Here is a 21,933-nt window from a genome sequence, read left to right as displayed (position 1 = left end):
AAAAATGCTTAATAATTTAAAAAAATTATTTACTGCATCAGAATTATTAAATGGTAATTTTGGATTAGAGAGAGAAGGATTAAGGGTTGATAAATATGGAAATTTATCTTTAAAACATCATCCTAAACAATTTGGTGAAAAGATGAATAATCCTTATATAACAACAGATTTTTCAGAAAGTCAGCTTGAACTGATTACACCTGTATTTAATAAAACAGATAAATTATATAACTTTTTAAATGTACTTTATGATATTGTAGCTTTAGAATTAGATGGTGAATATATATGGCCGCAGTCTATGCCATGTATAATCCCAAGTGATAACAAAATTCCAATTGCAAGATTTGATAAAAGTCCTATAGGAGAAGAAGCTGAAAAGTATAGAGAGAACTTATTAAAGAAGTATGGCCCTAAAAAGCAGTTAATTTCAGGTATACATTATAATTTTTCTTTTAGTGAGGAAATGACTAAAAGATTGTATGAGGATGAAGATAATAATTTAGACTATAAAACTTTTAAGGATAATTTATATCTTAAAGTTGCAAGGAATTATCTAAGATATAGATGGTTATTAATATATTTGTTAGGTGGAACTGGTCTAATTCATGAAAGTTATGCAAAAGAATGTGTAAAAAAACTCAAAGAGGTTACAAATAATGTATTTTCAAATGATGGAGCTTTATCATATAGAAATAGCGAATGTGGATATACAAATAATACAGATTTATTTGCTGATTATAATTCTACAAAGGGATATGTTGAGAGTTTAAAAAGCTTTATAAATGATAAAATTATAGAAAGTCATAAAGAATTTTATAGTTCAATTAGATTAAAGGCAAAAGATAATAACAATTTTTTTGAATCACTTATTAAAGATGGTATTAACTACCTAGAATATAGAAGTATAGATATTAATCCTTTTGATAAAGCAGGGATAAGCTTAGATGATTTGAATTTCTTACAGATATTTAATTTATTTTTACTAATTGTTGAAGAAAGTACTTATGATAAATGGCAAGAAGAGGCATTAGAAAATCAGAAACTTATAGCACGATATGGTCATAATGATATAATGTTAAAAAAAGATGGAAAAGAAATTTCAAAAGAAATATGGGCATTAGATATATTAGAAGATATTAAAAATATTAATAAAAAACTTAACTTAGGAAAAGATGAAGTTATAGTTAAAATGATAGAAAAAATAAGAAATTATAAGTGTACATATTCATATAGAATTATTGAAAAGGTAAAGAGTGAAGGATATATTGATGCACATTTAAATTTAGCAGAAATTTATAAAAAAGATTCATATAAAAAAAGATTTAAATTAGAAGGATATGAAGATTTAGAATTATCAACTCAGCTATTAATAAAGGAATCTATAAAAAGAGGAATAGAAGTAGAAATTATTGATAGAAGCGAAAATTTTATAAAACTTAAAAAAGGTAATAGAGTAGAGTATGTAAAACAAGCAACAAAGACTTCTAAAGATAATTATGTTACTGTATTAATTATGGAAAATAAAGTAGTAACTAAAAAAGTACTTAAGGATAATGGTTTAAATGTTCCAAAAGGATATGAATTTAATTCTTTTAATGATGCTGTATTGAATTCTACTAAGTTTAGTAATAAGCCAATAGTAATAAAGCCTAAGTCAACTAATTTTGGTATCGGAATAAGCATATTTCCAGATGGGGGAGAGAAAAGTGATCTAATAAAAGCTATAGAAATTGCGTTTAAGTATGATAAGACAGTATTAGTTGAGGAGTTTATAAAGGGGAAAGAATATAGATTTTTAGTTATAAATGATAAGGTTGTAGGAATACTTCATAGGGTACCTGCAAATGTAATTGGAGATGAAGTTAAATCCATAAAAGAATTAGTTGAAGTTAAAAATCAAAGTTCTTTAAGAGGAAAGGGATATAAAACACCTTTAGAGAAAATAAATTTAGACGAAAATGCAGAATTATTTTTAAAACAAAATAATTTAAATTTTGATTATATACCTAATAAAGATGAAATAGTTTATTTAAGAGAAAACTCAAATATTAGTACTGGAGGGGATAGCATAGATTATACAGATCTTATTCCAAAAAGATTTAAAACAGTAGCTATTGAGGCAGCAAAAGCAGTAGGTGCTAAAATATGTGGAGTAGATATGATGATAGAAGATTATAACAGTGAAGACTCTTCATATGGAATAATTGAATTGAATTTTAATCCAGCTATTCATATTCATTCTTATCCATATAAAGGTATAGAGAGAAATATAGCAAAAGAAATATTAAAATTATTAGAGTTTATCTAGTTAATTAATAGAGTACATTTCAAACAAATATGTTTTTGAAATGTACTCTTTGTTTTAGATGGAGTCAAAAGCTAAGCTTAATTAGAAGATATATATGTTTTAAAATTATTTTGTAACAGTGAATAAAATTTTGAATAGTATAAAATATAGATAAATATTAATGTATATAAACAAATAAATCTTTTGAATGGGTAATGTATTGACGTTATCTAGCTTTTATTTTATACTATATATAGATAGTTATCTATATATAGTATAAAATAAAAATAAATATAAATGTGTAAAAGGAGAGAATGCTATGAAAAATATAAATAAAATGATAATATTTGATCCAGCAATGTGTTGTTCAACAGGAGTTTGTGGTCCATCTGTTAATCCAGAATTGTTAAGAGTTGCAACAGTATTAAATACTTTAAAAAACAAAGGGATAATAGTTGAAAGATATAATCTTACAAGTAATCCTCAAATATTTGTAACTAATAAAATTATAAACGAGATATTAATGACAAAGGGTGTTGAGGCTCTTCCTATTATTATGGTAAATGGTAAAATTGTTAAAATGGGTAGTTATCCTAGTAATAAAGAATTTTGTAAATTATTAAATATACCAGAGGATTATTTAAAAGCAAATATAAAGAGACCTACTAAATGTAATTGTAAGGGTGGATGTTGTTAATTATAGATAAAAAATAATAAGTTTATGTATTGCATTTTACAATATATAAGGAAAGGGAGATAAAAATGTTTAAATTGTTTGATTTAGAAAACTTAAATTTAACTAAATATTTATTTTTTACTGGTAAAGGTGGAGTGGGCAAGACTTCAACTGCTTGTGCAGTAGCAGTTAGTTTAGCAGATTTAGGAAAGAAGATAATGCTTGTTAGTACAGATCCAGCTTCAAATCTTCAGGATGTATTTGATACAGAACTAAATAATAAGGGAGTTAAAATAAAAGATGTTCCTAATTTAACAGTTGCCAATTTTAGTCCAGAAGAAGCTGCTGCTGAATATAGGGAGAGTGTTATAGGTCCTTATAGAGGAAAGTTACCAGAAGCTGTTTTAAATAATATGGAAGAACAACTTTCGGGTTCATGTACAGTTGAAATAGCAGCTTTTAATGAATTTTCAGCAATGATAACTGATAAAAGTATAAGTAGTGAATATGATCATATTATTTTTGATACAGCTCCAACAGGGCATACATTAAGAATGCTTCAATTACCTTCAGCATGGAGCAATTTTATCAGTGAAAGTACTCATGGGGCATCATGTCTTGGTCAACTTGCAGGCTTAGAAGATAAAAAGGAGATGTATAAAAAAGCAGTTGAGACTTTAGCTGATAAAGAAAAAACTACACTTATACTTGTTTCAAGAGCAGAGATAACTCCTTTAAAAGAAGCAGAAAGAGCATCGAAGGAACTTCAAGGTATCGGAGTTAAAAATCAAATTTTAATTGTAAATGGTGTACTTCAAGAATGTGATGATTATTTATCTAAATCTATTTATGATAAACAACAAAATTCACTAAAAGATATTCCAGAAGGATTAAAGGAGATTAAAACTTTTGAGATTCCATTAAGACCTTATAATATAACAGGACTTAAAAATGTAAGATCATTATTAAAAGACAACTATACCATAGTTGATAATGAAACTTTAAATATAACTGAAATACCAAAACTAAATAGTATAATTGAAGATCTATATAAAAATGATAAAAAGGTAATATTTACAATGGGAAAGGGTGGAGTAGGAAAAACTACTATAGCTGCTGCAATTGCACTTGGATTATCAAAAAAGGGTAAGAAAGTACATTTGACAACAACTGATCCTGCTGGACATTTAAAATTTGTATTAGATGAAAGTTATGGAATTTCATTAAGTAATATTGATGAAAAGGAAGAACTTGAAAAATATAAAGAAGAAGTGTTAACTAAAGCAAGAGAAAACAATATGAGTGAAGAGGATATAGCTTATGTTGAAGAGGATTTGAGATCACCATGTACTCAAGAAATAGCTGTGTTTAGAGCTTTTGCTGAAATAGTTGAAAGATCAGAAGATGAGGTTGTTGTTATTGATACAGCTCCAACAGGGCATACTTTATTGCTATTAGAATCAACTGAAAGTTATAATAGGGAAATTGTTAGATCAGAAGGAGATATTCCAGAATCAGTTATAAAGCTTTTACCAAAATTAAAAAATGATAAAGAAACTGAAGTTATAATTGTAACCTTAGCAGAAACAACACCAGTTTATGAAGCTATGAGACTTCAAGAAGATTTAAATAGAGCAGAAATTTATAGTAAATGGTGGGTAATAAATTCAAGCCTTTATGCTACAAATACTAGTAATGATATATTAAAAGCTAAGGCTAGCAATGAGATAAAGTGGATAAATAAAGTAAATGAAATATCTAAAGGTAACTTTGGTGTTATAGAATGGAAAGTTGATGAGGTAAAAGAAGAAAAATTATTAGATTTAATAAAATAAAGTAATAAAAAAATTATTAATAGAGTTCTTAGTTTCAAGTAAGATTTAAAAGAAATTTTTAATTAAATAAGAAACTTAGAACTCTTTATCTATAAACGTAGAGTAGTTATACTTCCATAATGTTACTTTAAATAAAATTATGGTTGAAGTATTTTTATTTATAAATTTATTTTAAAACATGCATAATGCATATATTATGTAAATCTTGACAAAATAAGTAGGATATATTAATCTATACATAGATTTATATCTATATAAGGAGGAAATTATGGAATCTAAATATGAATTAAATGCAAAGATATTTAAGGCTTTAAGTGATCCTAATAGACTTAAAATAATTGATATATTATCTTGTGGTGAAAAATGTGCTTGTGAAATATTAGAGCACTTTGATTTTACTCAACCAACTTTATCACATCATATGAAAGTACTAAATGATTGTGGATTAGTTAAATCTAGAAAGGAAGGGACTTGGAATTATTATAAATTAGATATGGTTAGTTCTAATAAATTAGTTTTATTTTTGATGAATGTAGTTACAGAAACGGAAAATTGCATCTGTAATTCCGAGTGTTCTTGTAGAAATAATAAACAATAAAATAAGAAAGGAGGAAAGTAATGAAACCAAAGGTAGCATTTATATGTGTTCATAATTCTTGTAGGTCACAGATGGCTGAAGCATTATCTAAAATTTATGCAAGTGATATTTTTGAAAGCTATTCAGCTGGAACAGAAACAAAACCTGAAATAAATCAGGATGCAGTAAGGGTAATAAAAAAATTATACAATATAGATATGAATAAAACACAAAAATCTAAGTTATTAACAGATATACCTAATGTAGATATAGTAATAAAAATGGGATGTAATGTTGTATGTCCTTTTTTACCTGCAAAGCATACTGAAGATTGGGGATTAGAAGATCCAACGGGCAAAGATGAGGAAGAATTTATCAAAATTGCAAAGTTGATTGAAGAGAAGGTTAATGATTTAGCTACAAGAATTAGAGATAATTTAATTTTTGATTAACATTTATAATAAAGCGTAGTATTTATTAGATATAAAAAAATTAGATAAATATATAGTATCTGAAAATATTACGAGAAGAGATAGGAAGGAATATTTATTAATGGAAAAAATTTTTAATAGTTTAATATTTAAGTTGTTATTATCAGTTATTCTAGGACTTTTAATTGGATTTTATTCACCAGATTATTTTATGAATATTGTAGTTACATTAAAATATGTTTTTGGTCAGATTGTAATGTTTGCAGTACCATTAATTATAATTGGGTTTATAGCACCATCCATAGCTAAATTAAGAAGCAATGCTTCTAAATTATTAGTTTATGCGGTATCTTTTGCTTATATATCATCTGTTGGTGCAGCAGCATTTTCAGCTATATTTGGATACGTATTAATTCCGAAGATTTCAATTTTCTCAAATGCAGAAAATTTAAAACAACTACCAGAAATTATATTTAAGTTAGATATACCACCAGTTATGTCTGTTATGAGTGCATTAGTTTTATCTATTATGATTGGACTAGCAGTAACTTGGACAAAATCAGATATGTTTGAAAAATTATTAGATCAGTTTCAAAATATAGTTTTAAGTATAGTAAATAAAATTATAATTCCTATATTACCTATGTTTATAGGAACAACATTTGCAACATTAGCTTATGAAGGAACTATAACAAACCATCTTCCGGTATTTTTTAAAGTTATTATTATTGTAATGATAGGACATTTTATATGGCTTGCTACTTTATACTTTTTTGCAGCAGTTATATCAAAAAAGAATCCATTTGAAGTTATAAAACACTATGGTCCAGCTTATTTAACTGCGGTAGGAAGTATGTCTTCGGCTGCAACATTACCAGTTGCTGTAGAATGTGCTAGAAAATCTAAAGTTTTAAGAAAAGATATTTTAGATTTTTCTATTCCTCTTTTTGCTAATATACATCTTTGTGGTTCAGTATTAACAGAAGTATTTTTTGTAATGACAGTATCTAAAATACTTTATGGAGAGCTTCCAAGTGTTTCATCTATGGTTTTATTTATATTATTACTTGGTGTATTTGCAATAGGAGCACCTGGGGTACCAGGGGGAACTGTTATGGCATCGCTTGGTTTAATAGTTAGTGTACTAGGGTTTAATGAAACAGGAACAGCACTTATACTAACAATATTTGCTATTCAAGATAGCTTTGGAACAGCTTGTAATGTTACAGGAGATGGAGCTTTAACACTTATGCTTACAGGTATAGCGGATAGAAAAAATATAAATTAGATATCAATAAATTATGTAGCTATTATAAAGTGAAACATATTAGTTAAAGGAAAAAATTTCAACTTTAGGTTAGAATTCTAATATCAATAGTATTTTAAACAAAAAATTTAATCTCTGATAATTTATAAGATAAAAAGTATACATAATTTTTATAATAAACTTTATAATTATATTAATGGATACTTTAATAAAGGGTAATGAGAGAATTTATGAAGAGGAGAGAATAAGATTTGAAGTTTAATTATATTGATTTAGATAATTGGGAACGTAAGGAACATTTTTATTACTATATAAATCTTGTTAAATGTAATTATAACATAACTGTTAATATAGAAATTACTAAACTTTTAGAAGAAATAAAAAAGAGAAAATTAAGATTTTATCCTACGTTTATATTTATAGTTACTAAAGCAATAAATCAAAACAAAGAATTTAGAATGAGTTTTGATGAAGATAATAAATTAGGGTATTGGGATTATATTAATCCATCATATACTATATTTCATGATGATGATAAGACTTTTTCAGATATATGGACAGAATATAATGAGGACTTTTTTATATTTTATAAGCTAGTAATTAATGATTTAGAAAAATACAAGGATATAAAAGGAATAAAAGCAAAACCTAATACGCCTAAAAATTTTTGTCCAATATCTTCAATCCCGTGGACAAGTTTTACTGGGTATGCTAATGATACTTATAGTGAATCAAAGATGCTTTTTCCATGTATTTTATTTGGAAAGTATTTTAAAGAAAATGACAAGATACTAATACCATTTTCGATATTTGTGAATCATGCTGTTGCTGATGGATATCATACTTGTAAACTTATAAATGATATTCAAAAAATAGCATTTTCTATTGAAGAATGGATGAAGTAAATTTTAAGAGAAGCCATTTATGGCTTCTCTTATTTCGCATTTTAAGAAAATCGTTAAGCAATTCAGCTTTGTTTTCTTATATTACTCAATCACAATATAGTTACCGCTATTAATTTCTTTTAAACTAATTTCCTTTAATAAAAGACTGACATTCCAATCTTTTTTTGCCGATTTTGGAATGTGTGATTTACTTATAAAGCCATAATCTATTGTAGAAACTTTTGCATATCGTATTATGCAACCTGATTCATCAGTAATAGAAACATCACTATTAGGAGAAATCTCACCTGAATTTACTCGTCCGCACGCAACAACACCTCTACCATTGATAAAAAAAGTTTCTTCTACAAATAATTTAAAAAAGACTTCATCCAAATTTAATATGTTAGATTTGTCCATTATTTATCACCTCTGAAACATAAATAATCGCTAATACGTAGTTAATTACAAATACATATTACATTATAGTTTATTTATATTGAAACAGCTTTTATTATTGTATTGATCCAAAATCCTTAAAAGGGTAAAATATAAATTTAAACTCTCCTTTTATATCAGATTCATCTATATAAGGATTTTTCCAAAGTCGTGCATCTTTTGAAATTGGTCTATTATCTCCTAGGAAAAAATATTTTCCTTCTGGTACTTTAAATATGCCATTATAGTTATCTTTATTTTTTACATAATCTTCTTTTAATTCTTGTCCATTTATAAATACTATTCCATCTTTTATTTCTATTTCATCATTAGGCATTCCTATTAGCCTTTTTACTAATGTTTGATTAAGTTCTTCAGAATAAAATACAATTATATCTCCTCTAGACATACTTTTCATATTATAAATTCTACTTACAATAGCTTTATCATCTATATTTATAGTTGGAACCATTGAACCAGTTGGAACAAAAACTGTAAAAAATATAAATCTATTTATTAAAAGTCCTATTATTATTGCTATTAATACTGGAATTAACCAGTCTTTTAAGAGAGTATTATTTTTAATTTTTATATTTTGTTTCAAAAGAATAAGCACCTCCTAAATTTAGTATTAAAAATTCTATTCGAAATAAAATAATTCTTCAAACTTTTTATCTAAGGCAATACAAAGTAATAATGCTAGTTTTGCACTAGGACAAAATTGTCCTGTTTCAATTGAACTAATAGTTTGACGTGATGCACTAACTAATTTAGCTAATTCTCCTTGAGATAAGTTTTTTTCAGCACGTGCTATTTTTAATTTGTTTTTTAAAATTAAAGTTTCTTCCATAAGTAGTACTCCTTATTTATAAGTTAAAAGAATGAATGTAACTAATAGACATATAGCAGCAATACTAAAAAGAATTCCGCATAATAAAGTAGTTTTATTTTTTAAATAGCAATATTTATATAAAGATTCAATTGCACAATAAGTAAAAAAAATGCTCCAAACATCTTCGTTAGGAATACCCTTATAATGTTTAAAAAGTGCTAAGATTACTACAATTAAAGCAAAAGCTAGTTTAGCACTTAATCCAGCTTTACCACTAATATATTCTTCCATTTCATCTTCAACATTTTCATTAGATTTTCTGTTTCTTTCTAAAATTTCTTCTTTTCTCATAAATATACCCTCCTTATTACATTATTTAACTATAAATATAATATATAGGGATAACTATGTCAAGTATACTTGTCAAAAAAATAAGTATACTTGACAATATTAGATTAACTTAATATTTATATATTTTTAAACAAAAAAATAAAAGCAATAAAATTAATTTATTTATTGCTTTTATTAATATAAACTTTATACTACAATATAAATCTCTTTTTAAAATTTTATTTTAGTATTTCAGGATCAAGCATACTTAAAACTAATCTATCCATACCAGTTTCAAGAATATAACCACCATCTACTCTCATTATATCTCCAGTAATAAAACTTGCTCTTGGGCTACAATAAAATGCTGTGGCATATGCAATATCTTCAGGTTGACCAATTCTTGCAACTGGAGTTTCACTTATAACTTTATTTTTAGCTACTTCTAAAACTTGAGAGCTCATTTCTGTATTAATAGAACCAGGTTGAATTAAATTAACAGTAATGCCATAACGTCCTAATTCTTTAGCTAAAGTTTGTCCCATAGCTACTAAGCTTTCTTTAGCTAAACAATAATGTGCATTTCCAGTAACCCCATGATAAGCACCAAGAGAAGACATTAATACAATTCTTCCATATTTTTTTTCTTTCATTTTTTCTCCACATGCTTGTATGCAATGTATAGTACCATAAATATGTGTTCTTATAATAGCATCTATATCTTCAATAGGCATTTTAGTAAGATAATTTAGTGGAGTTGAGTTGCCAGCATTACATACTAGTATATCTATCTGTCCATGTTTTTTATAGATTTCAGAAATAGCAGTATCAACAGAGTCTTTATTAGAGACATCTACTTTATAGATTTCAGAATATCCTCCTTGATCAACAATAGTTTTTTTTATTTCTTCATTTTTTTGTTCATTTCTTGCTAATATCATTACTTTAGCACCTCTTTGTGCTAATTCTAAGCTTATTGCTTTTCCAATTCCAGCATTTCCACCTGTAACAATAGCAATTTGATTAAGTAGTTCTTTTTCCATTTTCATCCTCTTCCATATTTTATTTTTATCCAATAAGTATTTTATAAAATATTTTTATTGATAAAAGTTAGAGATGTTATAAAAAAATATTGGATAATACTCTCTAAATATTAAGCATATATAGAATTTATAATAATTAAAAAATTCTATATGGTATATTATTCTAAAAATGTGGTCAAATTCCTTTTTAATTTACAAAATTTTATTTAAATGCAGGGAAAAATATATTTTTATGTATTTTTATAAATAATAAAAGAACAAAAATTATATATTTGCAACTATAAATTATTTAATATAACTAAATAGTTAAAATTAGGTTAAAGAATAAATTTATATAAACGAAATATAAATGTGTGTTATGTAACTAAATTTATAGAGGAGAAGTGTATATATGAGTTTATTTAAAAATGTTAATGTAAAAGCCAAAATTATGATGTCATTTACTGTTATGATTTTATTAACTATTACGGTCTCACTTGTATCTATTACTAAAGTTGCAACTTTGAAAAATTTAGCAAATGATATTCAAGAAAAAGAGATGAGAAAGTTATATCTTGTTTATGAAATGAGAGGTGACTTAAATAGCATCAATGTTGCTTATAGAAATACTTTAGTACATGATAATGCTGAAAAGATTGCTAATGATATAAAGGAAGCAAGCTTGGCTGTAGAGAGTTATAAGAAAGCTTCAACAGAATTAGATTCGTTACTAGTTACAACAGTTGGAAAAAATGCTTTAAATAATGTTAAGGGAGAGGAAGAAAAGGGATTTAATATTATAAAACAATTTGAAGAGGAATCTAAAAGAAATGATTTAACAAGAGAAGAAACAATAAATTTAAATAATCAATTAGATGGAACAATTAAACAATGGATGAACAGTATATCAAGTATTGTAGATGTAATTAATACATCTGTAGATGAAAAAAATGGATCACTGCTTAAAATGGTTTCAACAACTATTATAGTTTCTATAATTGCAACTGCAATTTCTTTAATATTAGGAGTTTTACTAACTATAGTCATGACCAGAGATATAATTATACCATTATCTAAAATAAGATCTTTTGCAGAAAATTTAGCAGAATACAATTTTTCAAAGTCTATACAAATTACAAGAAAAGATGAGTTTTCTCAAACAGGTATAGCTTTAAACAGAGCTCAAGAAAATGTTAAGGAACTTGTAAAAGCTATAAGAGAAAAAGCTGGAGACTTAAATGCAGGAAGTCAAGAATTGTCTGCAACAGTAGAAGAAATGACTTTAAAATTACAAAATGTAAATGGAGCAACCAAAGAAATTGTTAATGCTGCTCATGACTCAAGTGCAGTAGCTGAGGAAATATCAGCTTCAGTTGAAGAAATAGATTCAAGTATAAATGAACTTTCAAGTAAAGCTATGGATGGAAGTTTAGAATCTAACAAAATAAGTGAAAGAGCAATTGGAGTTAAAAATAAGGCGGAAAATTCAAGTGATGAAACACAAGTTCTTTATAAGGAAAAAGAAGAGCAAATAATGAGTGCAATAGAAGCTGGTAAGGTTGTACATGAAATAAAAGTTATGGCTCAGGCTATAGCATCTATATCAGAACAAACTAATCTATTAGCTTTAAATGCAGCTATAGAGGCTGCCAGAGTGGGGGAACATGGAAGAGGATTTGCTGTAGTTGCAGAAGAAGTAAGAAAATTAGCAGAGGAATCATCTAAGACAGTAGCAACTATACATAATACTGTAGATAAAGTTCAAACAGCATTTGAAAATCTATCATCAAGCACAGAAGGGGTTTTAGGCTTTATAGATGGAAAAGTAATTAATGATTATAATGATTTTGTAAAGACTGGAGAACAATATAATGATGATGCAAGGTTTGTACACAAAATGTCTGAAGATTTAGCAGCAATGACGGAAGAAGTAAATGCTACAGTAAATCAAATAAGTGAAGCTATACAAAACATGGCTCAAAATACTCAGCAAGCGGCTGAAAATTCTAATGAGATATTAAACAATGTTAATGACACAACACAAGGAATGTTTCAAATATCACAATCAGCCGAAAAACAATCTTATCTTGCAAATGTATTAAATGAAATGGTACTAAAATTTAAAATTTAATTTTAAAAATGCTTTTTATTAATAAGATAATAAATTTATATATTTGAAATTTACATATATTTAAGATAGAATTTAAATAATAAAATTATTATTTGCTTTATAGCCATATATTTTTCGTTTTTTGGTTTCAAAACGAAGAATATATGGCTTTATTTATTTTGGAAGGAGAGATGAAAATTAATTATACTTAAAGAATTAAAAAGATACTATTTAGCACTAAAGAGAGGGGTTTTATTATGAAATTTTTAAAAAGTTCTTTATTTGTATTTTTAGGAGCATGTTGTTATGGAATTTTGTCTACATTGGTAAAGTTAGCATACAATGATGGATTCGTTTTTAAAGATGTTGTTATGAGTCAATTCTTATTTGGATGGTTATCTATACTTGTTATAATGCTTATTTTTTCAAGAACAAAAATTACACTAAAACAATTTATATCTCTTACTTTAATTGGTATAACAACTTGCTTAACAACTATCTTTTATTATTTAGCACTTGAAAGTATACAAGCTTCTTTTGCAGTTGTGTTATTATTTCAATTTACATGGATTGGTGTTCTTATTGAATCAATAGTGGAAAGAAAATTACCTTCAAAATTAAAAGTAATTTCTGTTATTACATTATTTATTGGTACTATGTTAGCTAGTGGTATAATTAATAGCGGAAACGTAGAGTGGAGTTTAAAGGGAATAATATTTGGACTTTTAGCAGCACTTTCATATTCATTATTTGTATTTTTTAGTGGAAGAGTTGAAACTCAAATACCTTCTATTAATAGAAGTTTTTGTATAACAACAGGAGCATTATTAGTTGCATTTACACTTTGCCCAGACTATTTTGCTAATGGATGTTTATCAGAAGGTATATGGAAATATGGAATAGTACTTGGAATTTTCGGAGCAGTGCTACCAGTATTGTTTTTTGCAATAGGAACTCCTAATTTAAGTACAGGCGTATCAACTATTCTTGGTGCAGGAGAGTTACCTGTGGCAATTATTGTTTCAATTATTGTTTTAAAAGAAAAAGTTTCTTTAATACAATGGATAGGTGTTTTAATAATTTTAATTGGACTCATATTACCACAATTATCAACTTTAAATAAAAAAGATAATGTAAAATTACATAATAATCAATTTAATTTAGGATAATAGAGATAATTTAGAATATATAAGTTTAAATTAATATAAATCTTAGAATATTTATAAATGATATGACTCACAAAAATATAGTGAAGAACTGATATAGAAAACTTATGATATATGATTTTAATTTGATATTTATAATCCAAAATATAATTTTCTATAAAAATTATATCTTGGATTATAAATGTATTAATTTAATTAGAATATATATATTAAAAATAAAAGTGTATTACTCTTTTTAGAAGTATATAAAATTTTAACTATTAAGAAATACTAAATTTAATCGAAATATTAATCATAGAAGATTTACTGTATAATAAAGTAGATATAAATGTTAAAATAAATAGTTTTAATGTATATAAAATGTAAAAGGAGTGTATGTACACATGAAGAAAGTGGATATTTTAATAGTGGATGATTCACCATTTCAAATAGCTTTACTTAAAGATGCTTTGACAGAAAATGGTTTTAACGTTGTAGGAGAAGCACAATCTTTAGAAGAAGCTATTGAAGAAGTTAAGAGAGTAAAGCCAGATCTAGTAACTATGGATATGACTATACCTGGAACTGATGGATTTGAATGTACAAGAGAAATACATAAAATTGATAAAAATATTAAAGTTATAGTAGTTAGTGCTATGATGGATGATGAGCTTATAAAAAAAGCTAAAAAAACTAATATCTCAGGATATATTCAAAAGCCAGTAGACCCAGAAGAATTAACTTTATTAATAAATAGAGTTATGGGAGATGAGGAATTATATTTAGAATTAGAAAATTTATATCCTAAAGTTTTCAAAGAATCTATTATAGATTTATTTAATAAACTTACTAAAACAGTTCCTGAAGTTACAGAAGAAAGTGATACCGATATTGAAATTCATAGTGAAGGAATTGCAATAGTGATGGGCATAATAGGAAAATATTCTGGAAGAATGATTTTTGATATGTCATTTTCTACAGCAGAAAATCTTGTAAAAGTTTTATTAAGAAGAGATCCTAAAAATAATGAGGAATTACTTAATGTAGTGGCTGAAATGGCAAATATGTTTGGTGGAAATGCATGTTCAATGATAAATAAGAAAAATAAAATTTTTGGATTGAGGGTAGCACCTCCAACTACATTTCATGGAGAATCAATAAATATATCAAAAGCAGAAATAGAAAATAATTATTCTGCAAATGTAAATACTCAATTTGGAACTTTATCAATAAATGTAGGATTTAAAAGAGGTGAAAGTGAATGGATATCAATCATATAAATCCAGTTTTAGATGCATTCTCAAATGTAATGCCTCAATTAGGTTTAGGAGAGGTTAAAAAGAAAGATATTACATTAAGAGGAAGATTTATAGAAAGCCCAGGAGTTGTAGTTATTATTGGACTTCTTGGAGATATTAAAGGAAATATTATATATGGAATGAAAGAAGAGGATGCAAAGAAAATTGCTTCAGCTATGATGATGGGAATGAATGTTGAAAACTTTGATGAATTAGCACAAAGTGCAATTTCAGAACTTGTTAACATGTTAACAGCTAATGCCTCAACTAATTTCTCAAAAGATAATATAACTGTAGATATATCTACTCCAACTCTTATTTATGGAAAATTTACAGCAAACTCAAGTTCAGATAAAGTTATTTGTATATCTATGGAAGTAAATGGAGCAATTATAGAAGTTAATATTTCTTTAGAAAAAAATACAATTTAATTTTATGATCTGTTTTAAAATACTGTAAATACTCTAAGAGCAAATAGTATTATTGAGTTTTAGATGGGACTTTATTCCACCTAAAGCTCAATAATTTTCTAAATTGTATAATACATATGTTAGTTTAAATTTATATTATAAATATTAAATTAACTTAAAATATACATTTATTTGATTGAAGAGTTGTTTTATGGTAAAATAATAAGTAATATTAAAAAATAATAGTATAAATAGTTTTCTAGGGTTCCGCAGTTAAAACTGGCAGGTCCGAGAGAAAACACACAAGTAGTTTTGTGTACACGGAAGGATAAAAGCCTGGGAGATGTTTTAATAATATTTCTCAAGAGGCTTTTTATTTTTTTTCTTATTTTTAAATTAGTCAGAGAAATATTATGAAGTTAATTAAGTAATAATATACTAATTTAAGGAGTGAAAATTATGGAATGGTTTTATTTGGTAGTAGCTGGATTTCTTGAAGTAGGATGGGCAATTGGATTAAAATATTCACAAGGATTTACTAAGCTAACTCCTAGTGTACTAACTTTAATAGGTATGATTGGAAGTTTTTATTTTTTATCATTATCTTTAAAGAATCTTTCGATAGGTTCTGCATATGCAATTTGGACAGGAATAGGAACGGTTGGAACTGTGATTCTAGGAACTATTTTATTTAAAGAGCCGCTTAATTGTGTACGTATAATGTGTATTTTATTAATAATTAGTGGAATCATTGGATTGAAACTAAATTAATATAATATTATTTAACATTTGTAGAGACTAAAAAGAGGATTATATTAATAAATAAAAATAGTTGTTTGGTTTTGATTAAAAATTATTTTTAGTATAAATAACAATTTAAAATATAAATTTAGATAAAAATACTGTAATTTTTTATGAATTACAGTATTTTCTATTTTATGAACATTTATATGTGTTGACAATATTTATTTATATACATATAATAGTTTGCATAGGAACCTTTTAGTTTCTATGCAAACTATTATGGGATAAATTTTATAGGAGATGATATTTTGAAAAGTTTAAGAAAATATATACCTAAAGTAGAAAAGAGGACTTTATTATTAATAGCAGGAATAGTTTGGGGATTTGCAGGATTTAAAGTATTAAATTTAGGAATACAAGATGTATCAATTAATAATGGTAAATTTATTTCTAATTTGATATTTGCTGGTTTAGTATTTTACATATTCTTTAAGTTTATATTTAGTAAAATATTTAATAAACACACTAGAAGAATTATAAATAGTCAGTTAGAAAAACATTGTATATTTTCATTTTTTGATGCTAAAAGCTATTGTATAATGGCCTTCATGATGTTTTTAGGAAGAACTATAAGAAATTTAGGAATCTTTAATCCTATATATGTAGGAAATTTTTATATAGGATTAGGCCTTGCATTATTTGTAGCAGGAGTACTTTTTGTTATGAGTTCATTAAAATTTAAAATTACAAAATTAAAATACAATAATTAAAAGATAAGAGGTAAGATAATATGAAATATGATTCTTTTGAAATAGCTATGCTTATAAAGGAAATATATGCAAGTACAATGAGTATAGTTAGTAATAGTTTAAGAGATAGTGGATTAACTAATCAGCAAATTATGGTTATTAAATTAATTGCACATAATAAGCAAGTAAATATATCTCAATTGTGTGAAGAGATGTCTTTAGCAAAGGGAACAGTATCAGGAATAGTTGCAAGATTAGAAAATGCCGGTTATGTTAAAAAAATTAAATATGAAAATGATAAAAGAAACACATATGTTACATTTTCAGATAAGGGATTAGAATTTGCAAAAGAGTTTAGAAATGAAATTAATCAAAGTTTTGATAAAGTATTTGAAAATTTTACTGAAGAAGAGGTAAATGAAGTACGAACTAGCTTACTAAAGTTAAAGAATAAAATTAAGGAGAAAAAATAAGTATGGATTTTAAATTAATTATTGCCACTATTGCAATTACATTAGCATTAATATTATATACAGTAGGAGTATTTGGAGAAAGAAAATCAAAGAGTCTTAAGAAAAGCCATGTTATAATATTCTGGTTAGGATTAGTATGTGATACAATGGGGACATTTACAATGAAGCAAATAGCTAATTCAAAAATTACAACTTTAAATTCTGTTAATCAAAATCTTCATGGAATAACTGGAGCTTTAGCTATATTACTAATGTTATTCCATGCAGTATGGGCAACATGGGTTTTATATAAAGATGATGAAAAGAAAAAAGTTATATTTCATAAATTTAGTATAACTGTATGGATTATATGGTTAGTACCATATATTATCGGAATGTTTATAGGAATGGCTTAATTTAAGTAAATAGTAGCTTTTCATTGTGAGATGGAGCTACTATTTTTTTGTTATACCTTTAGTACTGATAATAATTTATTAGTTAGTTTAATAAGAGTTATAAACTTAATTGAAGTTATTTGTGAAATTTTGAATATAATTACAAAAATTTCTTGACAATTAAAGGTTACAGATGTAGACTTTGATTAAGGGTTACAACTGTAACTTTAAATAAATATAGGAAGGTGCATTATGAAAGTATATTCAATTAGTGAATCAGAATGGAAAATAATGAATGTCCTATGGGAACAACCTGATTTGGAATTAAGTGATATAGTAGAAAACTTAAAGGATAATGAATGGAGTTATTCTACTATTAAGACCTTATTAAAAAGGTTAGTTGATAAGGGTGTTGTCATAGCAGATAAAACTTCTGGAAGAAATTTTAAGTATAAACCAGCTGTTGAAGAACAGGAATGCAAGATAAAGGAAGCTAAGAGTTTTCTTGCAAAAGTATTTGATAGTTCTCTTTCAATGTTTGTTTCAACTCTTGTAAAGGAAAGTAATTTATCACAAAAAGATGAAGATGAGTTAATGAAGATTATAAATAAAATGGAAGACGGTGATTAACTTGGACATTCTACTGAATATGACTATTACTATTACTGTTATTGCAATGGGTATTTTAACAATTAAAGTTATATTTAGAAATAGAATGTCAGCTTTTTTTCATTATTATATTTGGATAATTCTTTTGGTTAGGATACTATTAATACCAATTATTTCAGAAGATAAACTAAAAATATTTAATATTACCAATCAGAAAAGTAATATTTCAGAAATTTCAGATTCTAAAAATACAGATTTTAAAGATATAAATTTAACAGAAAGTCTTCAGGAGGATAAAGGAAAAATAGAAACTTCTATTGTACAGTATAGTATGGGAGAGGGGATTAAAAATAAGTTAATTATATTGTGGCTATTTGGGGGAGGAATATTATTATCATATTATTTATGTGCATATATTAATTTTAGTATGAAAGTAAATAAAATACCTGAGTGTTATGATAAAGAAACATTGTCAATTTTAAATGAATGTAAAGAAATTGTAGGAACAAAAAGAAATGTATCACTTAAAACAGGTGATGTTTCATCTATGACTAAAGGTATTTTTTCACCAGTTATTTTAATTAATAGTGTATATGATAAAAATGAACTCAAACAGGTCTTAATACATGAATTAAATCATGTAAAGCATAAGGATACTACTATTAATCTTTTAGCTTTAATATTTTTATGCATTAATTGGTATAATCCAATTATTTGGATAAGCTTTTTTACTTTTCAAAAGGATACTGAAATGTTATGTGATGAAAGTGTAATAAGGCTTACTAAGAGAAAAAAAGAATATGCTATTTTGCTTACGAAGACAGTATCAAAAAATAATAAATCTTTAATATCAACAATTTCAATTAATAGAGGAAAAAGTGAAATTAAAAGGAGGATTTCATTCATGGCAAATTTTAAAAAATCTACAATTGTTTATAAAGGGGTAATGTCATTAGCAGTTGCATCAATTTGCATTGCATCTTTTATAACTCCAAAAGTTAATGCGGCTTCAGTTTCACCAAATTTAAATTATACAAAAGAAATTAATTTATTAAAAGAAAATAAAGATTTAGTTAATAATTTTATTAATTCAATTTCATATGATAAAGACTCTAAAATTTTGAAAATTACGGTACCAAAAACAATTCCAGATGGATTTAAGTGGTTTGTTCATGTTGATGGACATGAGCTGATGGATAATAATCCAGTAGTTTTTCACGCATTTGAGGATGAAAGCTATAATTTTATATGGAAACCAGGAAAGACCTATACCTATGAATTTAAGGAAAATCCTATGTTATCATGTAGCATTATGGTTGGACTTATAAATAAGGATGCGCCGCATGATATTCAAAATAAGATGATTGTAAACATTGATAAAGACGGTTTAATCAAAAAAACTCCAGCAGAAATTTATGATGCAGTTAATATGTTATTAGGAACAATAAATTATGATACTAATAAAAAAAGCATAAGCTTTACAATACCAGAAACAATACCAGATAAATTAAAATGGTTCATTCATGTTGATGGACATGAACTGATGGATAATAATCCAGTAGTATTTCATGCTTTTGAAGATGAAACCTATAATTTTACATGGGTAAATGGAAAAACTTATACTCATGAATTTAAAGAAAATCCAATGGTATCATGCAGTATTACTGTAGGTCTTATAGGTGAAAATTCACATGATATTCAAAATCAAGTAATCGTAAGGATTGATAGTCACGGAAAAATAACCTATGATTATTCAGAAAATAAATAAACTAGTTGCCTATATTTAAAATATAATTGAAAAAAAGCTATCTTGAATTCATAAAGGTGTTTTTAAGATAGCTTTTTGTGTTATAAATTTTTATTTTTATATTCATTTCCCCACTTAACCATAGAATTTAGTACAGACTCTAAACTATAACCTGTATCAGTTAGAGTATATTCTACTTTGGGAGGTACTTGTGCATAGACTTTTCTAGTTAATAATCCGCTTTCTTCCATAGCTCTTAAATTTGATGTTAAAACTTTTTGAGTTATATTTCCAATAGATTTTTTTAACTCCCCAAATCTTTTTGTACCTGTCATTAAATCTCTTATAATTAAAACTTTCCAACGGTCACCTATAAGTTGTAATGTTATTTCAACAGGACAATCAGGTAATTCTTTTGGCATATAAATTTCACAACCTTTCTAATAGTATCCAAAAGGATACTATAGCACTTTGAAGTGCTTACTATACAATTGATATGAATGGATTTATTATAATATTATAGTAAAAAGATTGCAAGAAGCAATTATAGGAGGTTATTTAACATGAATGAAGTAATAGAATTTTTAAAAGAAAATCCAATACAATATTTTTCAACAATAGGATTAGATGGTAGACCTAAAGTACGTCCTTTTCAATTTATGCTTGAAGAAGATAAAAAGATGTATTTTTGTACAAGTAATAAAAAAGAAGTATTTTCAGAAATTCAAAAAAATCCTTATGTAGAAATATGCTCAACAAGTCCTAGTTTTGCTTGGATTAGATTAAAAGGTAAGGTTGTATTTTCAAAGGATATAGAAGTTAAGAAAAAAATAATAGAGTCTAGTGATTTAGTTAAATCAATTTATAAGGATGCAGAAAATCCTATATTTGAAATATTTTATCTTGAAGAATGGAAGGCCGTAAAAGCAGATTTCTCTGGAAATCCACCAAAGGAATATAATATATAAGTTGGAATAAAGTTTGTTCATTAATATAAATCTTAGAATATTTATAAATGATAAGACTCACAAGTATAGTAAAGAACTTATATAGAAAATTTATGATATACATGGTTCTAACTAAATATTTTTAATTAAATATATAATTGTCTATAAAAATTATATAAAAGATTATAAATGCATTAATTTAATTAGAACATATATATTAAAATAGGAAATAAGTTGATACATTAATATACCGTAGTATTCACAAAAGAATATATTCTAAATATAGAGTTTATATTTATAGAATATATTTTATAGAAGTGAATTTACGGTATTTTTTTGTCGTTTAGACAAGTTATACTGAAAATCGAATATAAAAGGTACTTATCAAAATGTGTAATTTATAAATTTGTGTAATAAAGTCACATAAATTTATAAAAAAGTAATATAAAATAAAGTCATAGAAAGTTAAATGATAATATATTAAAAATAGCATATATAAAACTAAAGATAAGGAAAAGATTAATATAAAGATATGTTTTAAATATATTAATATATAAGTTCCAATAAAGTTTGTTTATTAATATAAATCTTAGAATATCTATAAATGATATTACTGATTACTATAGTGAGGAACTTATATAGAAAATATATTATATATATGCTTCTAACTAGACATTATTAATTAAAGATATAGTTTTCTATAAAAATTATATAAAAGATTATAAATGTAATAACTTAATTAGAACAT

The 21,933-nt window shown here is 25.6% G+C and carries 24 protein-coding genes and 1 riboswitch; of the genes, 18 read left to right on the top strand and 6 right to left on the bottom strand.

Features of this window, described 5'->3' with window-relative positions:
• Positions 1–4 precede the first annotated feature (4 nt).
• From gshAB to ACYUET_RS18405, 7 genes are all read left to right on the top strand, one after another.
• Entirely contained in the window at positions 5–2,308 is a 2,304-nt protein-coding gene (gene gshAB / locus ACYUET_RS18435) for a bifunctional glutamate--cysteine ligase GshA/glutathione synthetase GshB (RefSeq protein ID WP_460282067.1), read from the top strand.
• A gap of 307 nt (positions 2,309–2,615) precedes the next feature.
• On the top strand, positions 2,616–2,984 hold the full coding sequence (arsD, locus tag ACYUET_RS18430) for an arsenite efflux transporter metallochaperone ArsD (protein WP_460282085.1): 369 nt from the start codon (positions 2,616–2,618) through the stop codon (positions 2,982–2,984).
• Between the two features lie 65 nt (positions 2,985–3,049).
• On the top strand, positions 3,050–4,798 hold the full coding sequence (arsA, locus tag ACYUET_RS18425) for an arsenical pump-driving ATPase (RefSeq protein WP_460282065.1): 1,749 nt from the start codon (positions 3,050–3,052) through the stop codon (positions 4,796–4,798).
• A gap of 268 nt (positions 4,799–5,066) precedes the next feature.
• Complete coding sequence (locus tag ACYUET_RS18420) at positions 5,067–5,396, top strand: ArsR/SmtB family transcription factor (protein ID WP_460282063.1); 330 nt, start codon at positions 5,067–5,069, stop codon at positions 5,394–5,396.
• 20 nt (positions 5,397–5,416) lie between these two features.
• Positions 5,417–5,827 (top strand): arsenate reductase ArsC, encoded by a 411-nt coding sequence (locus ACYUET_RS18415; protein ID WP_460282061.1) that lies wholly within the window; start codon positions 5,417–5,419, stop codon positions 5,825–5,827.
• Positions 5,828–5,927: 100 nt separating this feature from the next.
• Positions 5,928–7,094, top strand: a complete 1,167-nt coding sequence (locus ACYUET_RS18410) for a dicarboxylate/amino acid:cation symporter (RefSeq protein WP_460282060.1) — start codon at positions 5,928–5,930, stop codon at positions 7,092–7,094.
• Between the two features lie 230 nt (positions 7,095–7,324).
• Entirely contained in the window at positions 7,325–7,978 is a 654-nt protein-coding gene (locus ACYUET_RS18405) for a CatA-like O-acetyltransferase (protein WP_460282058.1), read from the top strand.
• A gap of 81 nt (positions 7,979–8,059) precedes the next feature.
• Here the strand turns inward: ACYUET_RS18405 and ACYUET_RS18400 are convergent, their stop codons facing one another.
• The 5 genes from ACYUET_RS18400 to ACYUET_RS18380 form a co-directional block, all read right to left on the bottom strand.
• A complete protein-coding gene (locus ACYUET_RS18400) occupies positions 8,060–8,377 on the bottom strand; it encodes a hypothetical protein (protein WP_460282056.1) in 318 nt (105 codons plus the stop codon).
• A gap of 94 nt (positions 8,378–8,471) precedes the next feature.
• Positions 8,472–8,999: a signal peptidase I gene (lepB, locus tag ACYUET_RS18395; protein ID WP_460282054.1), complete on the bottom strand. Its 528-nt coding sequence runs from the start codon at positions 8,997–8,999 to the stop codon at positions 8,472–8,474.
• A 36-nt stretch (positions 9,000–9,035) separates the two neighbouring features.
• The gene (locus ACYUET_RS18390) at positions 9,036–9,245 is read right to left on the bottom strand and encodes a helix-turn-helix transcriptional regulator (protein ID WP_460282052.1); all 210 of its coding nucleotides are present in this window, start codon (positions 9,243–9,245) and stop codon (positions 9,036–9,038) included.
• Between the two features lie 12 nt (positions 9,246–9,257).
• Positions 9,258–9,578 (bottom strand): DUF6442 family protein, encoded by a 321-nt coding sequence (locus tag ACYUET_RS18385; protein ID WP_460282050.1) that lies wholly within the window; start codon positions 9,576–9,578, stop codon positions 9,258–9,260.
• 218 nt (positions 9,579–9,796) lie between these two features.
• Entirely contained in the window at positions 9,797–10,600 is an 804-nt protein-coding gene (locus ACYUET_RS18380; protein ID WP_460282048.1) for an SDR family NAD(P)-dependent oxidoreductase, read from the bottom strand.
• Positions 10,601–10,991: 391 nt separating this feature from the next.
• Here ACYUET_RS18380 and ACYUET_RS18375 point away from each other — a divergent pair, with 391 nt between their 5' ends.
• The 10 genes from ACYUET_RS18375 (at position 10,992) to ACYUET_RS18330 (ending at position 20,259) form a co-directional block, all read left to right on the top strand.
• Positions 10,992–12,710, top strand: coding sequence for a methyl-accepting chemotaxis protein (locus ACYUET_RS18375; RefSeq protein WP_460282046.1), 1,719 nt, complete (start codon positions 10,992–10,994; stop codon positions 12,708–12,710).
• A 236-nt stretch (positions 12,711–12,946) separates the two neighbouring features.
• Positions 12,947–13,858 carry an EamA family transporter gene (locus ACYUET_RS18370; protein ID WP_460282044.1) on the top strand — a complete coding sequence of 304 codons (912 nt, stop codon included), beginning with the start codon at positions 12,947–12,949 and terminating at the stop codon, positions 13,856–13,858.
• Between the two features lie 380 nt (positions 13,859–14,238).
• Entirely contained in the window at positions 14,239–15,114 is an 876-nt protein-coding gene (locus ACYUET_RS18365) for a response regulator (RefSeq protein ID WP_460282042.1), read from the top strand.
• A complete protein-coding gene (locus ACYUET_RS18360) occupies positions 15,096–15,563 on the top strand; it encodes a chemotaxis protein CheX (protein WP_460282040.1) in 468 nt (155 codons plus the stop codon). Before ACYUET_RS18365 ends, ACYUET_RS18360 begins: the two co-directional genes overlap by 19 nt.
• A gap of 227 nt (positions 15,564–15,790) precedes the next feature.
• A riboswitch (guanidine-I (ykkC/yxkD leader) is annotated at positions 15,791–15,887 on the top strand.
• A gap of 114 nt (positions 15,888–16,001) precedes the next feature.
• Complete coding sequence (locus tag ACYUET_RS18355; protein ID WP_460282039.1) at positions 16,002–16,313, top strand: DMT family transporter; 312 nt, start codon at positions 16,002–16,004, stop codon at positions 16,311–16,313.
• Positions 16,314–16,594: 281 nt separating this feature from the next.
• Positions 16,595–17,056 carry a hypothetical protein gene (locus tag ACYUET_RS18350; RefSeq protein WP_460282038.1) on the top strand — a complete coding sequence of 154 codons (462 nt, stop codon included), beginning with the start codon at positions 16,595–16,597 and terminating at the stop codon, positions 17,054–17,056.
• Positions 17,057–17,076: 20 nt separating this feature from the next.
• Positions 17,077–17,508 (top strand): MarR family winged helix-turn-helix transcriptional regulator, encoded by a 432-nt coding sequence (locus tag ACYUET_RS18345; RefSeq protein ID WP_460282036.1) that lies wholly within the window; start codon positions 17,077–17,079, stop codon positions 17,506–17,508.
• Positions 17,509–17,510: 2 nt separating this feature from the next.
• Positions 17,511–17,903 (top strand): HsmA family protein, encoded by a 393-nt coding sequence (locus ACYUET_RS18340; RefSeq protein WP_460282035.1) that lies wholly within the window; start codon positions 17,511–17,513, stop codon positions 17,901–17,903.
• A gap of 231 nt (positions 17,904–18,134) precedes the next feature.
• Positions 18,135–18,512 carry a BlaI/MecI/CopY family transcriptional regulator gene (locus ACYUET_RS18335; protein WP_460282033.1) on the top strand — a complete coding sequence of 126 codons (378 nt, stop codon included), beginning with the start codon at positions 18,135–18,137 and terminating at the stop codon, positions 18,510–18,512.
• Position 18,513: 1 nt separating this feature from the next.
• A complete protein-coding gene (locus ACYUET_RS18330; RefSeq protein WP_460282031.1) occupies positions 18,514–20,259 on the top strand; it encodes a M56 family metallopeptidase in 1,746 nt (581 codons plus the stop codon).
• 80 nt (positions 20,260–20,339) lie between these two features.
• Here the strand turns inward: ACYUET_RS18330 and ACYUET_RS18325 are convergent, their stop codons facing one another.
• Positions 20,340–20,660: a winged helix-turn-helix transcriptional regulator gene (locus tag ACYUET_RS18325; RefSeq protein ID WP_460282030.1), complete on the bottom strand. Its 321-nt coding sequence runs from the start codon at positions 20,658–20,660 to the stop codon at positions 20,340–20,342.
• A gap of 141 nt (positions 20,661–20,801) precedes the next feature.
• Here ACYUET_RS18325 and ACYUET_RS18320 point away from each other — a divergent pair, with 141 nt between their 5' ends.
• The gene (locus ACYUET_RS18320; protein ID WP_460282028.1) at positions 20,802–21,206 is read left to right on the top strand and encodes a pyridoxamine 5'-phosphate oxidase family protein; all 405 of its coding nucleotides are present in this window, start codon (positions 20,802–20,804) and stop codon (positions 21,204–21,206) included.
• The last annotated feature ends 727 nt before the right edge of the window (positions 21,207–21,933 follow it).

Source organism: Clostridium sp. CTA-5 (genome assembly GCF_054768135.1).
The sequence above is the reverse complement of the archived record's forward strand: the minus strand, read 5'-3'. Positions and strand labels throughout refer to the sequence as shown.